General features: G+C 36.8%; 17 protein-coding genes. 11 read left to right on the top strand and 6 right to left on the bottom strand.

Annotation, left to right across the window (positions count from 1 at the left end; all coding sequences use genetic code 11):
* Window positions 1-2 precede the first annotated feature (2 nt).
* Genes CVT13_RS08585 through ruvX form a run of 3 tightly spaced genes read left to right on the top strand, consistent with a single transcriptional unit; the run spans window position 3 to window position 2,541 of the window.
* Window positions 3-1,394 carry a divergent polysaccharide deacetylase family protein gene (locus tag CVT13_RS08585; RefSeq protein WP_107812279.1) on the top strand — a complete coding sequence of 464 codons (1,392 nt, stop codon included), beginning with the start codon at window positions 3-5 and terminating at the stop codon, window positions 1,392-1,394.
* Window positions 1,391-2,161, top strand: a complete 771-nt coding sequence (locus CVT13_RS08590; RefSeq protein WP_107812280.1) for a DNA-processing protein DprA — start codon at window positions 1,391-1,393, stop codon at window positions 2,159-2,161. Before CVT13_RS08585 ends, CVT13_RS08590 begins: the two co-directional genes overlap by 4 nt.
* A complete protein-coding gene (gene ruvX, locus CVT13_RS08595; protein ID WP_107812281.1) occupies window positions 2,158-2,541 on the top strand; it encodes a Holliday junction resolvase RuvX in 384 nt (127 codons plus the stop codon). Before CVT13_RS08590 ends, ruvX begins: the two co-directional genes overlap by 4 nt.
* Before the next feature lie 15 nt (window positions 2,542-2,556).
* Here ruvX and CVT13_RS08600 read toward each other — a convergent pair whose 3' ends face one another.
* The 6 genes from CVT13_RS08600 to CVT13_RS08630 all read right to left on the bottom strand — a co-directional run bounded on the left by CVT13_RS08600 (window position 2,557) and on the right by CVT13_RS08630 (window position 7,578).
* Window positions 2,557-3,357, bottom strand: coding sequence for a hypothetical protein (locus CVT13_RS08600; RefSeq protein ID WP_103579910.1), 801 nt, complete (start codon window positions 3,355-3,357; stop codon window positions 2,557-2,559).
* On the bottom strand, window positions 3,354-4,376 hold the full coding sequence (gene queA, locus CVT13_RS08605; protein ID WP_103579909.1) for a tRNA preQ1(34) S-adenosylmethionine ribosyltransferase-isomerase QueA: 1,023 nt from the start codon (window positions 4,374-4,376) through the stop codon (window positions 3,354-3,356). The genes CVT13_RS08600 and queA overlap by 4 nt, the downstream gene beginning before the upstream one ends.
* Complete coding sequence (gene tatC / locus CVT13_RS08610; protein WP_103579908.1) at window positions 4,369-5,127, bottom strand: twin-arginine translocase subunit TatC; 759 nt, start codon at window positions 5,125-5,127, stop codon at window positions 4,369-4,371. Before tatC ends, queA begins: the two co-directional genes overlap by 8 nt.
* Window positions 5,127-5,525, bottom strand: a complete 399-nt coding sequence (gene tatB / locus CVT13_RS08615) for a Sec-independent protein translocase protein TatB (protein WP_087577664.1) — start codon at window positions 5,523-5,525, stop codon at window positions 5,127-5,129. Before tatB ends, tatC begins: the two co-directional genes overlap by 1 nt.
* Before the next feature lie 67 nt (window positions 5,526-5,592).
* A complete protein-coding gene (hemW, locus tag CVT13_RS08625) occupies window positions 5,593-6,639 on the bottom strand; it encodes a radical SAM family heme chaperone HemW (protein WP_107812282.1) in 1,047 nt (348 codons plus the stop codon).
* 54 nt (window positions 6,640-6,693) lie between these two features.
* Window positions 6,694-7,578, bottom strand: coding sequence for a helix-turn-helix domain-containing protein (locus CVT13_RS08630; RefSeq protein WP_107812283.1), 885 nt, complete (start codon window positions 7,576-7,578; stop codon window positions 6,694-6,696).
* Between the two features lie 106 nt (window positions 7,579-7,684).
* Here CVT13_RS08630 and CVT13_RS08635 point away from each other — a divergent pair, with 106 nt between their 5' ends.
* The 8 genes from CVT13_RS08635 (at window position 7,685) to CVT13_RS08670 (ending at window position 15,184) form a co-directional block, all read left to right on the top strand.
* A complete protein-coding gene (locus tag CVT13_RS08635) occupies window positions 7,685-9,631 on the top strand; it encodes a TonB-dependent receptor domain-containing protein (RefSeq protein WP_107812284.1) in 1,947 nt (648 codons plus the stop codon).
* A 1-nt stretch (window position 9,632) separates the two neighbouring features.
* On the top strand, window positions 9,633-10,730 hold the full coding sequence (locus CVT13_RS08640; RefSeq protein ID WP_107812285.1) for a PepSY-associated TM helix domain-containing protein: 1,098 nt from the start codon (window positions 9,633-9,635) through the stop codon (window positions 10,728-10,730).
* Between the two features lie 63 nt (window positions 10,731-10,793).
* Window positions 10,794-11,258, top strand: coding sequence for an RNA pyrophosphohydrolase (locus tag CVT13_RS08645; protein ID WP_021091471.1), 465 nt, complete (start codon window positions 10,794-10,796; stop codon window positions 11,256-11,258).
* Window positions 11,258-12,460, top strand: a complete 1,203-nt coding sequence (locus tag CVT13_RS08650) for an aspartate kinase (RefSeq protein WP_021091541.1) — start codon at window positions 11,258-11,260, stop codon at window positions 12,458-12,460. The genes CVT13_RS08645 and CVT13_RS08650 overlap by 1 nt, the downstream gene beginning before the upstream one ends.
* Entirely contained in the window at window positions 12,460-13,002 is a 543-nt protein-coding gene (locus CVT13_RS08655) for a HobA family DNA replication regulator (protein WP_103583365.1), read from the top strand. Before CVT13_RS08650 ends, CVT13_RS08655 begins: the two co-directional genes overlap by 1 nt.
* Entirely contained in the window at window positions 13,003-13,623 is a 621-nt protein-coding gene (locus CVT13_RS08660; protein ID WP_107812286.1) for a DNA polymerase III subunit delta', read from the top strand.
* Entirely contained in the window at window positions 13,620-14,759 is a 1,140-nt protein-coding gene (folP, locus tag CVT13_RS08665) for a dihydropteroate synthase (protein WP_107812287.1), read from the top strand. The genes CVT13_RS08660 and folP overlap by 4 nt, the downstream gene beginning before the upstream one ends.
* Window positions 14,753-15,184, top strand: coding sequence for an NADAR family protein (locus tag CVT13_RS08670; RefSeq protein ID WP_234412007.1), 432 nt, complete (start codon window positions 14,753-14,755; stop codon window positions 15,182-15,184). Before folP ends, CVT13_RS08670 begins: the two co-directional genes overlap by 7 nt.
* Window positions 15,185-15,206 lie beyond the last annotated feature (22 nt).

Genomic DNA, 15,206 nt, shown 5'->3' on the forward strand with positions numbered 1-15,206 from the left:
CCTTGAGCGAAAAAAAGACTGCAAAGAAGCGACCCACAAAAAATAGTGCAGGTCGCTCTCATAATAAAACCTATCTTGGTATCGGCATTATCGCAGCTATTTTGATAATAGCACTTAGCGTAGCCCTTAGTATAAAAAATAATGGTGCAGAGCAGTTAAGCAAAACAAATGAGCCAAAGATAGATAAGCAAATTTCTAAAAAAGCTGAGCCAAAGGTTGCCAGTAAAGAGAAAAAACAAGAGTACGAAAAGAGAAAATACCCTCTAAAATTTGATGAAGATGAAAATTTAAGTAAAATTTTTACTGATCCTAAGTATAAAAGTGAGCTTGCTTTAAATTCAAAAGTTGGGCCAAAAGAGCAAAAAAAGATAGCTGAAGTAAAGAGTGAAGCCAAAAAAGAAGAGATAAAAAAAGAGCAAAACGATACTAAAAATTTACTTGCAAGTTATAAAAACACAGAGCCTAGTGTAATAGAAAATGAACAAAAGATAGAGCCATTTTATAGCTCAAAAACTGAACAAAAAACTGAGATAAAACCTCAAAATTTTGAAGCAAAAGTCGATCAAAATAAAAGCGCTGAAATAGAAAAAAAAGAGAAATTTAAAAGTGAGAACACAAAAGTCGAGCCAGCTAAAAAAGCTGAAAATTTAACTACCAAAAAGATAGAAAAAACAAAATACGAAGAAAAAAATATAAAAAAAGATAGCTTTGAAGCGGTACCTTTTACGCCAAACGCCAGCATAAAAGGGCGCGCAAAGCTCGTTATCGTAATAGATGATGTGGCGACATTTGAACATGCAAGTATGATAAAATCGCTTGGCCTAAAAATCACACCGTCTATTTTTCCAGCGACAAAGACTCATCCAGATACTCCAAATATCGCAAGAACATTTGAGTTTTACATGATACATCTTCCGATGCAAGCAAAACACTTTGATAGCCCAGAGATAGGCACTCTCACGATCAATGAGAGCTTTGAGAGCATGCATGAAAAGATAAAAAAGATACGCAAAGACTTCCCACGTGCAAAATACACAAACAACCACACAGGATCGCGCTTTACAAGCGATTTTGACGCTATGGATAAGGCATATAGGGCGCTGATAGAGCAGGGCTTTGTCTTTGTTGATAGCAAAACTATCGCTCAAACCGCAGTAGCAAGAGCTGCAAAAAAACATAATCAGCCATACATCTCAAGGGATATATTTTTAGATGACGATCCATCGGCTAGTGCTGTTAGACGTGAGCTTATGGCTGCTGTAAATTTGGCTAAAAAAAGAGGCTATGCGATCGCCATTGGACATCCAAAGAAAAATACGATCTCGGTTATAAAAGAGAGTAAAAATAATCTTTTAAAAGATGTTGATGTAGTTTATTTAAAAGATATTTTATGAGACTTGACTTTATCCCAGAGCCGTTAAAAAGACTAAAAAATCCACCAAAACAGCTAAATTTTATCGGAGATACTTTACTTTTATCTTTGCCAAAGATCGCAGTTGTTGGCTCAAGAAAGGCAAGTGTTTATACAAAAGAGTGTGTTGCGGCACTTTGCGCAGCACTAAAAAGTGCAAACATATGCGTGGTAAGTGGCGGAGCAATCGGCGTTGATATCACAGCTCATAAAGCTGCTATGCCACGAACGATTGGCATTTTTGCGAGCGGACTTGACACCATCTATCCAAGCCAAAATAAAGTGGCGATAAATGAAATTTACGCCAAAGCCTTGGCTCTTAGTGAGTATGATGAAGGCGAGCCGCCACTTGCTTATAGATTTTTAGAGCGAAACCGCATAGTTGTGGGGCTTTGTGAAGCTCTAGTCGTCGCGCAAGCCGATCTTAAAAGTGGCTCAATGCAAAGTGCAAGGCTTGCAAATGAGCTTAAAATTCCAGTGTATGTATTGCCACAACGCATGGGCGAAAGCGATGGGACAAATTTTTTGCTTGCAAATAAAAAAGCCGAGCTTATCGATGACTATCATAAATTTGCTTCAATTTTTGGTGAGATAAAAGAGCAAGAAAAAACTAGTGACGAGATTTTAGAATTTTGTAAAAATGGCGTAAGTCTTGATGAAGTTTTGGCAAAATTTGGTGATATCATCTATGAGTACGAGCTTGAAGGATTGGTTGAAATTTCAAATCTAAGAGTAAAGAGCTTGCTATGAGAGAGAAATTTATAGCCATTGATGTTGGACTAAAGCGAATAGGACTTGCCTTTGGTTTTGGCGAGATCGTGACACCGCTTGAGCCAGTGCTTAGAAAAAATAGAAACCAAGCCGCAAGAGATGTGAGCCAAAAGGTAAATGAATATGCCCCAGATACGCTAGTAGTGGGTGTGCCAATCGGCGGTAGTAGCGAAGATGAGATGAGAAGACGCATCGAGCATTTTGTCTCACTTCTTGATGTAAAGGCAAATATTGTCTATCAAGATGAGGCCTTTAGCAGCAGTGAAGCTAGTGAAATTTACACCAATACAAGGCGAGATGGTAGGCTAGATAGCATTTCAGCCACTATTATTTTAAAAAGATATCTTGGGATAAATTAAAAAGTAAAAATCGGTCTATTTTTCGAGCGAATTTTTAAAAGCTAACTGAAAGCTATCTGTGCTAAAAGGCTGCTTTAATACTGTGACATGATTTGGCAGATCGTTAGCTGACTCATCGTTTTTACAAATGGCTACAATACGAAAATTTTTAATATTTTTAAACTCAAGTATATCTTCTAACATCGCTTCATTTTTTAAAATTTTACTATCAATAAAAATAACAAATGGGGTAAAAATAGAATCTTTTATGTGTCTCATTAGATTGCTAAGGTCGTTTTTGCCGATAACTTTTAGACCTAAAAAATTTATCTGAGCACTAATGGTGTCAAACAAAGCATCGTCATCGCAAGCGATCAAGATATTTGTATTTGTTTGATTTTTGATATTTATTTGTTTTTGGATGGCTCTATCGCCTGTTAGTGCCGCGCTAAAAGATATTAAAAATTCTCCATCATTATGAGAGATCATAGATTCATTTGCTTTTTTTAGATAGTTATTTATCTTGCTGAGGTAGTAGTGACTTGGCCTCATTACGCTATGGCTAGATTTTATCTTAATGTCAAAATGCACAGATTTGGGACTATAATTTTTAAGTTGAAAGAGAATGTAAATGTCTGCATATTCGGTAGAGTAAAGGAAAAATTTGCAAATATTTTCAAGTGTTTTTATAAGATTTGTAGCATCAAATTTTAAAAGCCTTGGATAACTTGGATCGTAACTAAAAATGATGGAATTTTTAGTATCTTGCGCATCTTGGTATATAGTACTAAGAAAAATTTCCATTCTGTTTATGATATCGATAGGCTTATCTTTCATATTATCAACATCCCGTCGCCGTATGAGTAAAATCTATACTTTTCATCAACTGCCGTTTTATAAATTCTCATCGTCTCTTCAAGCCCTATGAAGCTAGTAACTAGCATTATTAGAGTCGATTTTGGTAGATGAAAATTTGTAAGAAGGTAGTTTTGCCTAATTGGTTTATTATTTAGGTTTAAAAAGAGCTTGCAAAAGCCGCTTGCTTGCTTGCTTCTTGCAAATTCTTCAACGCATCTAGTAACCGTCGTGCCAACGCCAAGGATTGGTTTATTAGAATTTATAATCTCTTGAGCTTGCTCGCTTAGCTCGTAAAATTCTGAGTGCATTTTGTGGTCATTTATATTTTGGCACTCCACACCTTTAAATGTCCCAGCGCCAACATGAAGCGTAATGTAGGCGACTTCATGCTTTGTTTTTATCTGCTCTAACATTTGCTCACTTATGTGAAGGCTAGCTGTCGGAGCTGCCACAGCGCCACTATTTTTGGCAAATATGCTTTGATACCAGCTCTCATCATCCTTTGTATCGGCTCTTTTTATATACGGAGGAAGTGGAACGTGGCCGATTTTTTCAAGCTCACTAAAAAGGCGAACGTTATCAAGCAAAACGCCATTTTGCGTAAAATTTACCACTCTTGTGCCATCGTCATTTAGCTCAAGCACATTGACTTTTAGATTATCAGGAAAATTTAAAACGCTACCAGCGCTTACTTTACCTCTTATATAGACGCTAAATTTATTCTCGCCTATGGGCTGATTTAGCATCACTTCGCAAGCCCCGCCGCTTTCTTTTTGTCCTAAAATGCGAGCTTTGATAACTTTTGTGTTATTAAAAATGACCGCTGCATCCTCTGGGATGAGGCTGGAGAGATCTTTAAATTTGTAGTGTTTTATCTCTTTTGTATTTTTAAAATAGACAAGCAATCTTGCCTCTTCTTTTGGCAAAATTGGCTCTTTCGCGATGAGCTCTTCTGGCAAAAAATAATCATAACTTGAAACGTCGTTTATGTTACTCATCGCTTGCTACGTCGCTGTCTCGTTCTTCTTTTTCGTCTTCATCGTCGCTCTTGTTAGCTCTTTTGGCGACGATTATTGAAATTCCATAAAGTCCGATGAGTGGTAGCGCCATTAAGACTTGACTTATCACATCAGGTGGTGTAACGATGGCTGCAAAGATAAAGATGATAACAACAGCGTATCTGAAGTAATCTTTTAGCATCTTGTCATCGACAAGTCCGATCTTTGCTAAGAAAAATGTAATGACTGGTAGCTCAAATGAAATTCCAAAGCCAATCAGTAGTTTTGCAAAAAAGCCAACATACTCGCCAATGCTTGGTAAAGCCGTAAAGAGTTGGCCACCAAAATTTACCAAAAATGCAAAGCCAAGTGGGATGACCACGTAATAACAAAACGCCGCCCCGCACGCAAACATAAATGAAGCTGAGATGACAAATGGGATCACATATTTTTTTTCATTGTCATAAAGCCCAGGGGCGACAAATAGCCAAAACTGCCAAAAAATGATAGGTAGCGCGATCACGACACCAGCAAAAAATGCAACTTTCATCGCTGTAAAAAATGGCTCTTGAATTTGAGTAAATATGATATTTGAGCCAGCTGGCAAGACCTGTTTTAGCGGTTCGCTCATCCATGCAAGCAGTGGGTTCCAAAACGTAAAGCAGATGCCAAAACAGACAAAAACGCTTACTATGCTTATAAAAAGTCTCTTTCTGAGTTCGATTAAATGGGGTCTTAGCTCTTCAAACATTACGCCTCTTTTTTATCGTTTAAGATCGCATCTTTAACTAAATTTGTTGGATTTTGTATATTTTCTACCGTTTTTTTGGTATCGCTTACGACATTTTGTATATCGTTAGTGATATCATTTGCGCTTTTTTTGATTTCGTCAAGCTCCTCAAAAGTAAGCTTTTTACGCACACTTTGCGTACTTTTAGTTATGCTTTCTTTATATTTTTGAGCATCTTCTTTTAGCTCAGCTATCTTCATTTCTTGATCAAATGTTGATTTTGCGTCATTTATGCCTTTTTTAAACATTTTTAGAAATTTTGCAATCTGAACCATCGCGCTTGGCAGCTTGTCAGGACCTAAAACTAACACTGCAATAATGGCGATAACTAAGATTTCAGAAAAACTCATTCCAAACATTTTTGCCTCTATTAAATTTTATTTAAGCTTTGTATTTTATCTTGACTTTGCTCAAAATTTTATAAATTTAGCCCTCGATAAAGAGTGCGATCTCGTCGCTTAGTAAGAAATTTGGATTGTAAAATTTACCATTTTTAAAGAGCAGTTTTTCATTTTCTACAAGAAAATTTGCCCTTTTTTTCTGTGCCTCACTTAATCGTTCAGCCTCCACGCCAACAATGCTTCTAAGCCCTAAAAATATATGCTCTCTTACTAGCTCACTCTCGTTTAAAATTTCTTTTTCTCTGTAAGTTGGCTGTGAGATGTAGGCATCTATGCTATTTTTGGCGTAGTATCTCGTGCCATCCACGAAGCCCACGCTATAAGCCCCTACACCAAGGTAGTTTTTGCCCTGCCAGTAGCCAAGATTATGTTTGCAAATTTGCCCGTAATTTGAAATTTCATACTGCCCAAAGCCAGCAAGCCCAATTTGCTCTATCATAAATTTAGCCAAAGTGTCACTATCCTTTTTATAGCTTTTTTTGCCAGCAAATGGGGTGTTTTCTTCAAGAGTGAGCGAGTAGGCGCTTAGATGCGTGATAGCAAGGCTTTTTAGATTTTCAGTTTCAGCCAAAAGGCGTTTTTTAGTATCAAATTTGGTGTCATAGATGAGGTCTAAATTTATATTGTTAAAGCCAGCTGCCCCGGCATTTTCAACTGCTTTAAAAATTTGCTCCCTGCTGTGAATGCGCCCAAGAAATTTTAGCTTATCTTCAAAAAAACTTTGAGCGCCAAAGCTTATGCGATTTGCGCCTAAATTTTTAACATGCTTTAGCCAAGTAAGGGTTGCTGAGTTTGGGTTTGCTTCAAGTGTGATCTCAGTTGTTGGAGTGCAAAGAGGCACTAAAATGCTAAAAATTTCATCATAAAATTTAGTATTTACCGCGCTTGGTGTGCCGCCACCAAAAAAGATGGTAGAAATTTCTTTTACATTTTGGCTTTTTAGCTGAAAATTTAGATCAAGGCAAAGTGCCTTAAAATAGGTGCTAACCTTGTTAAATTCGTCATCGCTTGAGCCAAAAGCACAGTAAGGACATTTGCTTTCACAAAATGGCACGTGGATATAAACTTGCAAATTTCTCTCTTTTTAAATTTTGGCGATTATAAGAAATTTGGCATTTATAGCAGTTTAAAAGTAGCTTTTGGTCTTTAAGAGTTTGCTTGGTAAAAAGCCAAAATTTATCTTAAAAATTTTTGCAAAATGTGCAGTATTTGCGTAGCCTACGATATTTGCGGCTTCTTTTATGCTGATATCGTTTTGCTCTAAAAGAGTAAAAGCCAGCTTTAGACGCTCTTTTGCTAAGAGCTGGTATATCGTATCTTTGAAAAATAGCTTAAAATTTTTCTTTAGCCAAAAGTCATTTGTGCCACAAAGATGAGCTAGCTCTTTGATACTTGGAGGATTTTGCATACGACTTAGCAAGATCATTTTAGCTTTTAAAAGAGTCTTTTCTTCATCTCTGCTAAGTGAAATTTCGCTCTCTTTTTGTATTTTACTTTTATAAATAAGCTCTAAAATTTTTGACTCGGTAAAAATTTCCCTCATCGCGCCTTCATATAAATTTGTCGTATCAAGTTCATTTAAAACACAAATTTGAGCTAAATCTTTTTTGTATTTCAAAAGCTCAAATTTATCATCAAATCTAAGCCCAGCAAATATCTCAAGCTTGTTTGCATAGCTTTCATCAAAAAGTAGTGTTTTTGTCTTATAAAATTTATTTTGATACTCAAAGACACCTTTAAAATCGTCATTAACAAGCCCAATGCAAAATTCATCTTTGTTTAAAATATACTCTTTTCTATCAAGCTTAAAGCAAAGATCGTTTTTATCCTCATTAAACATTAAAAATAGATATTTTTTAGACTTGTGACGATCTCTTTTTATCCTGCCATTACATAAAATTTCACTTTTTAGATAGCTGATACCGCTACTTTGCTTGAAAAACTCTACGCTCACTTGTTTTTCCTTTTGAGATATCTTGCTAGTCCCATATTTTTTGTCTAAATTTATCATTTTATCCCTCAAGCGTTAAATTTAATCCCTTTAGCGTTACGTATGATATTGATAACGATTATTTAATTTTAGTAAAATGTGCATTAAATTTTTATAAGGAGTTTTTGTGAAAAGTGCATTAAAAATTTCTATTTGTGCGGCAATTTTTATAAATTTACCGCTTTTTGCAAATGAAGATAAGGTTCTACCAGAGGTTAAAGTAGTGAGTGCGACAGGATTTGAGCAAAATATCAAAGACGCACCAGCAACGCTTAGTGTTATAACCAAAGAGGCATTAGAAAAGAAAAATCACAAAGATATCGAGAGCATGACCAAAGATATCCCAAGTCTTTTTGGGACAAGTCCCGCAGCGGCAAATAGACGAGGAATTTCTATACGTGGATTCTCTCCAAGATTTACTAAAATTCTAGTAAATGGCATGCCAGTACCAGGCGATAACGCCTATAAAGGACTTAGAAGTGTTGGAGGCTCATATAGTTTCATTCCGCCAGCAAGTGCGATAAGCCGTATTGAAGTGATACGTGGACCTATGAGCTCGCTTTATGGAAGCGATGCACTTGGTGGAGTTATAAATATCATTACAGATGAGTTTAGTAATGAATTTGGTGCAAATCTTGGCTCAAGCTATAAATTTGCAAGAAATAAAAATATAAGTGGCGAGCTTTACAATAGCCTTTATTTGCACTCCGGACTAATTGATGATGTTTTAAGTGTTTCTGTTTATGGTAAAAATTTAAATAAATCAGAAGATAAAATTTCTTATGCAATCAGAGAGCAAAAGGATAGAAATTTTGGTGCAAAGCTATTTTTTAAGCCAAATGAAAATAATGATCTTACGCTTGAGCTTGCAAGAAGCGATGTGAAATATAAAAGAACTAAAGGCAAAACACTATCAACTGGTACTAACTCGGTTGCTAGCGAGAGAATAGAGGGAGATATGATAAATTTAAGCCACGAAGCAAGGCTTGATAATATCTTGCTTCAAAGCTATTTATCTTATGGCAAGCTAAAAGAGACAGCTCAACAAAATTTGACGTTAAAGACTCTAAATTTTGATACAAAAGGCTCATATTTTACCGATAATAATGCCTTTACATTAGGACTAAACGCTAAAAAAGAAAAGCTTGACGAAAAGGCTACCACAGCAGATGCGGCAAATGTAAAAAGGTATGATGTTTCGCTTTACGGCGAAGATGATTATCATCTTACAAAAGACTTTATCTTAAGTACTGGTATTCGTTATAACTACGATGAAAACTATGGATCGCACGTTTCACCAAGAATTTATGGCATCTATAGCTTAAACGACTTTTTCGCCTTAAAGGGTGGAGTTAGTACAGGTTATGCAACACCCGATATCAAGCAACGCACACAAGATCTTGCGTTGCCATTTGCTGGAGGACGCGGAGCACAGCTTGGTAGAAGCAGCCTTAAGCCAGAGACAAGCGTAAGTTATGAATTTGGTGGCGTTTATAATAATAATGAAGGTTTTGAAACGTCTTTAACTGGCTTTTACACAAGTTTTAAAGATATGTTAAGCTATAACCCTATCTGCTCAAGAGGCAGCGTTTGTATGCATAAAGGTAAAATTTATCCAAATGGTATTTGGGAGAGTATAAATATCGGCAAGGCTGAAATTTACGGAGTTGAGCTAACAAATGAGTGGCAGGTGACAAATGCTCTTAGACTAAATCAAAGCTATGTTTATACAAAATCAAAACAAAAAGATGGACCAGAAGCTGGTAAAACCTTAAACAACTATCCGCTTCATACATTTAAATTTGGAGCGAACTACGAGCTAAATAGATGGCTAAATTTCTGGTCACAGATAAATTACTATGGTAGAACTAAAAACTCTTTTAACTATGCTAATGATATGAGAGCTTACGTTATTGCGGATCTTGGCATAAACTACAATGTAACTAAAAATTTCAGCCTAAACCTAAGCGTTTATAATCTCTTTAACGAGTTTTTTACGACAAGATCAAACGGATATGATATCTTAATAGCCGATGGGCAAAAGATCGAACTTGGCTTTAATCTAAAGTTTTAAAATGTTTAAAATTTGGCGGAAATTTCACTTAATTTTAGCTCTTATCTTTGCTTTGCCACTTTTGATAATCTCAATTAGTGGAGCGATTATTTCGTATCACGATGAGATAATTGAAGTTTTTAGTAAAGATGAGATAGATATAACGACTAATAAGAGTGCTTTAAAAATAGATGAAATTTTAAAAATTTTTAGCAAAAACGAGCCAAATTTTAACCTTAGCTATATAAAGATAAAAGGCGAGACAAATAGAGCTTATGTGGTAAGTGGCACAAGCGAGAGTGGCGAGTTTAAGTCGTTCTTAGTAGATCCTTATACGGGCGAGGTAGTCTCTGAAAATAGCGTGGAAAAATTTATAGGGCTAGCTTTAAATTTACATAAAAATCTAGGACTAGCTCTATTTAAAAATGAAAATTTATCTAAATTCGCAAGTGAGCTGGTGGCGATTTCAACGCTTGCACTACTTGCGATTTTATTAACTGGAGCGTTTATACAATTTTGGAGATTTAGAAGCAAATTTATTAGCGCCTTTAAGCTAAATCTAAAGGCAAAGAAATTTGCATTTTTATATTCGTTGCATGGATTTTTAGGGCTTTATTTGGGATCCATTTTGCTTATTATCTGTGTTAGCGGTCTATACTTTTCTTATGAGAAATTTGCTCTTTTTATAAATCAAATCTGTGGCGAGCAAAAGGTATTGAAAAAGCCAAATTTTACTAGCAAAAATGGCTTTAGCCTAAATGATGAGCAAAAGGTAGAAAATCTTCAAAAGGCTTATGAAATTTTTACCTTAAAATTTGGAAATGAGTTTGATGCTTTAAATTTTATCCTCAATAAAGACGGCGTAAAATTTATGATCTTTTACTTACCAAAAGGCGCTAGTGAGAGTGATGGCGTTAGGCTTGTAGTCGATACGGCAAGTGGAGAAATTTTAAAAAATACCATGCCAAAATCTTTTGAAATTTATAAATTTATGCTTGATCTGCACGCTGGATATACATTCGGAGAGGCTGGGAAATTTATCTTTTTTATGGCTTCTTGTGGAGTTGGCGTGCTACTTTTTAGTGGCTATGTGATTTACTACAAACGGCGTAAAAAGTAGTCTTATTTATCTATCTCTTAACTCTTTTTAGTTATTATCCCAAATAAAATTTTTGGAAAAATCATGCAAAAAAAATACAGACCAAATGTGGCAGCTGTTATTTTGTCTAGCTTGTATCCATTTAAATGTGAAATTTTAGTCGCAAAAAGGGTGGATATGGATGATATTTGGCAGTTTCCTCAAGGCGGAATAGACGAAGGCGAGAGTCCAAAGCAGGCCTTAAAAAGGGAGCTTAAAGAAGAGATCGGAACTGATAAAATCGATATCTTAGATGAGTATCCGCAGTGGCTAAGCTACGACTTTCCAGCAAACGCGGCAAAGAAATTTTATCCATTTGACGGACAGACGCAAAAATATTTTTTGGTTAGACTTAAAAATGGTGCCAGCATAAATTTAAAGACAGAGCATCCAGAGTTTAGCGAGTATAAATTTGTAGATTTTGGTAGAAGTTTAGAGGGAATAAATCACTTTAAAAAGCCTATTTATGAAAAGGTTTTGAGTTATTTTAAAGAGAAAGGATATTTTTGATGTTGATCGTTCAAAAATTTGGCGGAACTAGCGTAGGAACACTTGAACGCATCGAAGCTGTGGCAAATAGGGTCATTGAGACAAAAAATAGCGGTGCAGACGTAGTTGTGGTAGTTTCTGCGATGAGCGGAGTTACAAATCAATTGGTTGAATATAGTGAGTATTTTTCAAAACATCCAGATGGTGTCGCCACTGATATGCTTTTAAGCTCTGGAGAGCAAGTAACGACCGCGCTTTTAACGATCGCACTTAATGCAAAAGGCTATGCGTGTGTGGGTATGACAGGTGCGATGGCAGGCATAATTACTGATGATATTCATACAAAAGCAAGGATCGAAAGGATAGAGACTGCTAGGCTAAAAGCCGAGCTAAAAGCCGGCAAAATCGTAGTTGTGGCTGGCTTTCAAGGTATAGATGAAAAAGGTAATATCACAACCCTTGGTAGAGGTGGTAGCGACCTTAGTGCAGTTGCATTAGCGGGAGCACTTGATGCTGATCTATGCGAAATTTTTACCGATGTTGATGGCGTTTATACGACTGATCCAAGGATAGAAAAAAAGGCAAAAAAACTTGAGAAGATAAGCTATGATGAGATGCTAGAGCTCGCTTCTGCTGGCGCAAAGGTACTACAAAATCGCTCAGTCGAGCTGGCAAAAAAACTAAATGTAAAACTCATTACAAGAAGTAGCTTTAATCACAACGAAGGTACATTAATAGCAAAGGAAGATGACAATATGGAAGCAGTTTTAGTAAGCGGAATAGCACTAGATAAAAATCAAGCAAGAGTAACACTAAGGGGCGTAGTTGATAAACCTGGCATCGCAGCAGAAATTTTTACAGCTTTAGCTCATGAAAACATAAACGTAGATATGATAATCCAAAACGTAGGACATGACGGCACTACAAATTTAGGCTTTACAGTGCCACAAAATGAGCTTGAACTAGCAAAAGAAACTATGCAAAAGCTCTCAGCTGCAAAACATATAGAATTTGATGATGCGATCGTGAAAGTTTCAGTTATTGGCGTCGGCATGAAGAGCCATAGTGGCGTAGCATGTTTAGCATTTGAAACGCTTGCAAAAGAGGGTATAAATATCCAAATGATCTCAACAAGTGAGATAAAAATTTCAATGATCGTTGATCAAAAATATGGCGAGCTAGCGGTTCGCGTACTTCATGATGCTTATAAGCTAGATAAATAATGCAAGATTTTATTCAGTGGACGTTAAAGGCTATTAGAGACGAAGGCCCTTTGATGAGCTGGATGGAGGAAAGGCGTGTCGAATGGACGCCTTTGCTCGCATCTAGGCTTAAATTTTTACTTGAAGGAAGGGCTTTTATAACTATAAGTGATGAAGAGCGAAGATGGTTTGAAACTTATCTTTTAAAAAAGATGAACCATTCAAAAAGTATCAGACCATTTTTGCCATTTTTTAGCCTAAGATCGCTTTATCCATCGCTTGATGAGATAGAGACAAATGAACAAAAGCAGCTTCTAAAAGATATGCTAAGTCTTGCTTTTCCAAACGGGTACTTGTTTTTTTATATCGGAAAGAGCCTTGATAGATATGCGAATTTAGCCAAAAGCGATGAGGATAGTTATATGTGGCTATTTGACGAGCAGGCGCAAAACAGCTTTACTCTTAGCTCGAGCGATGAAAATTTAGACGTTAAGCTAATAAGCCTTTGCAAAATTTTTGATAAAAGCATTGATGCTGCGCTCTTTGCTAAGGTGATACTCTAAATGCTTAATAAAATCGTCGTTACAAGCGATTTTGAAAGTTTAAAAGCCAAGCTTGAAAGCGAGTTTGGTATTAATAATTTAAGATTTTTTATAAGCGATGATTTTTTGCTAGAAAACGCAAAAGAGGTCATTGCAGAAGCTTACATTGCTGAAAAAGATGAAAAAATTTTAGTAATACATGCTAGTTCTTTTAGGACAGAAGCTCAAAACGCACTTTTAAAGATCATCGAAGAGCCCCCAAGAAATATCAAATTTATAATAGCAACGCAGAGTAAAAATTTACTTCTACCAACGATTAGATCAAGAATGCTCATAGAAAATAATCTCACAAAAAAACCAAAAATAACCCTTGATCTAAATTTAAAATCGTTTAGCCTAAAGGAGATAACAAGCTTTATCGATCAAAAGATCGCAGATGAGCAAGCTCAGAAATTTGGCAAAAACGAGTTAAAAGAGCTTGTGGGCGTTATCGTGACAAAGGCGGTCGATAGCGGGTATAAATTTAGCGGCGATGAGATGGATTATTTTTTCTCGCTTATTAGGCTTGCTGATCTAAATGCCAAGTCTCACGCCGTGCTAACGCCACTACTGCTTACTATATTTCAAAAAGGACGACGTTGAAAATTTATAAGATAAATAATAAAAGTAACTTTGATGAAATTTGCAAAGCCATCTCGCCAAGCCCTGCTGGTGTGAAGCTCATGCATGAAAAGAGCGAGATAAATTTTATATTTATAGATGAGATAAAAACCCCAGCGGCAAATATCCTAAAGCAAGACGCCCTAAGCGTTGGAGCTGAGCTTGTGACGCATAAAGATACGATTTTGGGTAGGCAGAGTCTAAATAAAGCCTTACTAATGGCGACGAATGCGCAGCTTAGGCAATTAGCTAAAAAAGAGAAGTTGCAAGACTTTGGACTTAAAAATTTAGCAGCCTTTTTAGAGACAAAATTTATAAAGCCCGCAAAGCCTGTTATAATGGGCGTTGCAAATATAAACACAGATAGCTTCAACGAGCAAAGCCGCATAAATACGCAAAATGGCATAGCGAAAATCGAAGCCATGATCGAAGCAGGTGCAGACTACATCGACCTTGGTGGCGTTAGCTCAAGGCCAGGGAGCGAGTATTGCGGACGCGAGGAGGAGTTTAGACGCATAAAAGATATCGTGGAGGAAATTTACAGGCTAAATTTACACGAAAAGGCGAAATTTAGCCTTGATAGCTTTGATGAGTATTGCTTAGAATTTGCGCTAAATCACGGCTTTAAGATAATAAATGACATCACGGCAAACGCCTCACTTGCCACGCTTGCGGCGCGATATGACGCTGAGTTTTGTATGATGCATATGCAAGGCAATCCTGCGACTATGCAGGTCGCACCAAAATATAACGACTTAATCGGCGAGATAGCAGACTTTTTTGAGCAAAAGATAACCCTTGCAAGAGAGCTTGGCGCCAAAAAGCTAGTGCTTGATGTGGGTATTGGCTTTGGCAAGACGGCTGAACAAAATTTATTGCTTATTAAACATTTGGAGCATTTTTTGAAATTTGATTGCCCGCTACTAGTAGGCGCAAGCCGCAAATCAGTCATAAATCACTACTACAAAAGCGAGGTCAAAGAGCGCTTACCAGGCTCACTTTACCTGCATCTAAAGGCCTTCGAAAACGGCGCACAGATCATTAGAACACACGATGTGGCCGAGCACAAACAGCTTTTTGATATGCATGAGGCGATGAGCCAAGCCACGCTTTGGTAGAGTGTAAGGCTAAAAAGGCTGAGTGCTTTGGTGATAAAGAGGCTTTGGAGCAAATTTTATCCGCTAAAGATCCAGTACAGATGAAGGCGTTTGGCAGGCAGGTGCGAGGCTTTGACGCTAAGGTCTGGGACGAGGTCAAATTTAGCGTTGTGCTAAATGCGGACTATCTAAAATTTAGCCAAAATACCTCTTTGCGAGACTTTTTGCTCCAAACTGGGAGTAAAATTTTAGTCGAGGCAAGGCCTGTTGATAAAATTTGGGGCATAGGTTTGGCTGCAAGTGATGAAAATGTGCAAAATCCTATGAAGTGGCGAGGGCAAAATTTACTTGGCTTTGCACTGATGAGGGTAGGGGACGAGATAGCAAAGGTCTATAAAAATGTCCATTTACGTGACGCCAGAGAGCTAAATTTAGATCATTTATAAAGTATGTTTAAGATAAAATACG

Origin of the sequence: Campylobacter concisus, assembly GCF_003049085.1 — a bacterium.
Lineage (GTDB): Bacteria > Campylobacterota > Campylobacteria > Campylobacterales > Campylobacteraceae > Campylobacter_A > Campylobacter_A concisus_H.

What these genes read in the sequence shown, in the direction of transcription:
- CVT13_RS08590 (WP_107812280.1), top strand. Translation starts at nt 1,391, where the DNA reads ATGAGACTTGACTTTATCCCAGAGCCGTTAAAAAGACTAAAAAATCCA.
- ruvX (WP_107812281.1), top strand. Translation starts at nt 2,158, where the DNA reads ATGAGAGAGAAATTTATAGCCATTGATGTTGGACTAAAGCGAATAGGA.
- CVT13_RS08640 (WP_107812285.1), top strand. Translation starts at nt 9,633, where the DNA reads ATGTTTAAAATTTGGCGGAAATTTCACTTAATTTTAGCTCTTATCTTT.
- CVT13_RS08655 (WP_103583365.1), top strand. Translation starts at nt 12,460, where the DNA reads ATGCAAGATTTTATTCAGTGGACGTTAAAGGCTATTAGAGACGAAGGC.
- queA (WP_103579909.1), bottom strand. Translation starts at nt 4,376, where the DNA reads ATGAGTAACATAAACGACGTTTCAAGTTATGATTATTTTTTGCCAGAA.
- CVT13_RS08630 (WP_107812283.1), bottom strand. Translation starts at nt 7,578, where the DNA reads ATGATAAATTTAGACAAAAAATATGGGACTAGCAAGATATCTCAAAAG.
- CVT13_RS08645 (WP_021091471.1), top strand. Translation starts at nt 10,794, where the DNA reads ATGCAAAAAAAATACAGACCAAATGTGGCAGCTGTTATTTTGTCTAGC.
- tatB (WP_087577664.1), bottom strand. Translation starts at nt 5,525, where the DNA reads ATGTTTGGAATGAGTTTTTCTGAAATCTTAGTTATCGCCATTATTGCA.
- CVT13_RS08600 (WP_103579910.1), bottom strand. Translation starts at nt 3,357, where the DNA reads ATGAAAGATAAGCCTATCGATATCATAAACAGAATGGAAATTTTTCTT.
- CVT13_RS08660 (WP_107812286.1), top strand. Translation starts at nt 13,003, where the DNA reads ATGCTTAATAAAATCGTCGTTACAAGCGATTTTGAAAGTTTAAAAGCC.
- tatC (WP_103579908.1), bottom strand. Translation starts at nt 5,127, where the DNA reads ATGTTTGAAGAGCTAAGACCCCATTTAATCGAACTCAGAAAGAGACTT.
- CVT13_RS08650 (WP_021091541.1), top strand. Translation starts at nt 11,258, where the DNA reads ATGTTGATCGTTCAAAAATTTGGCGGAACTAGCGTAGGAACACTTGAA.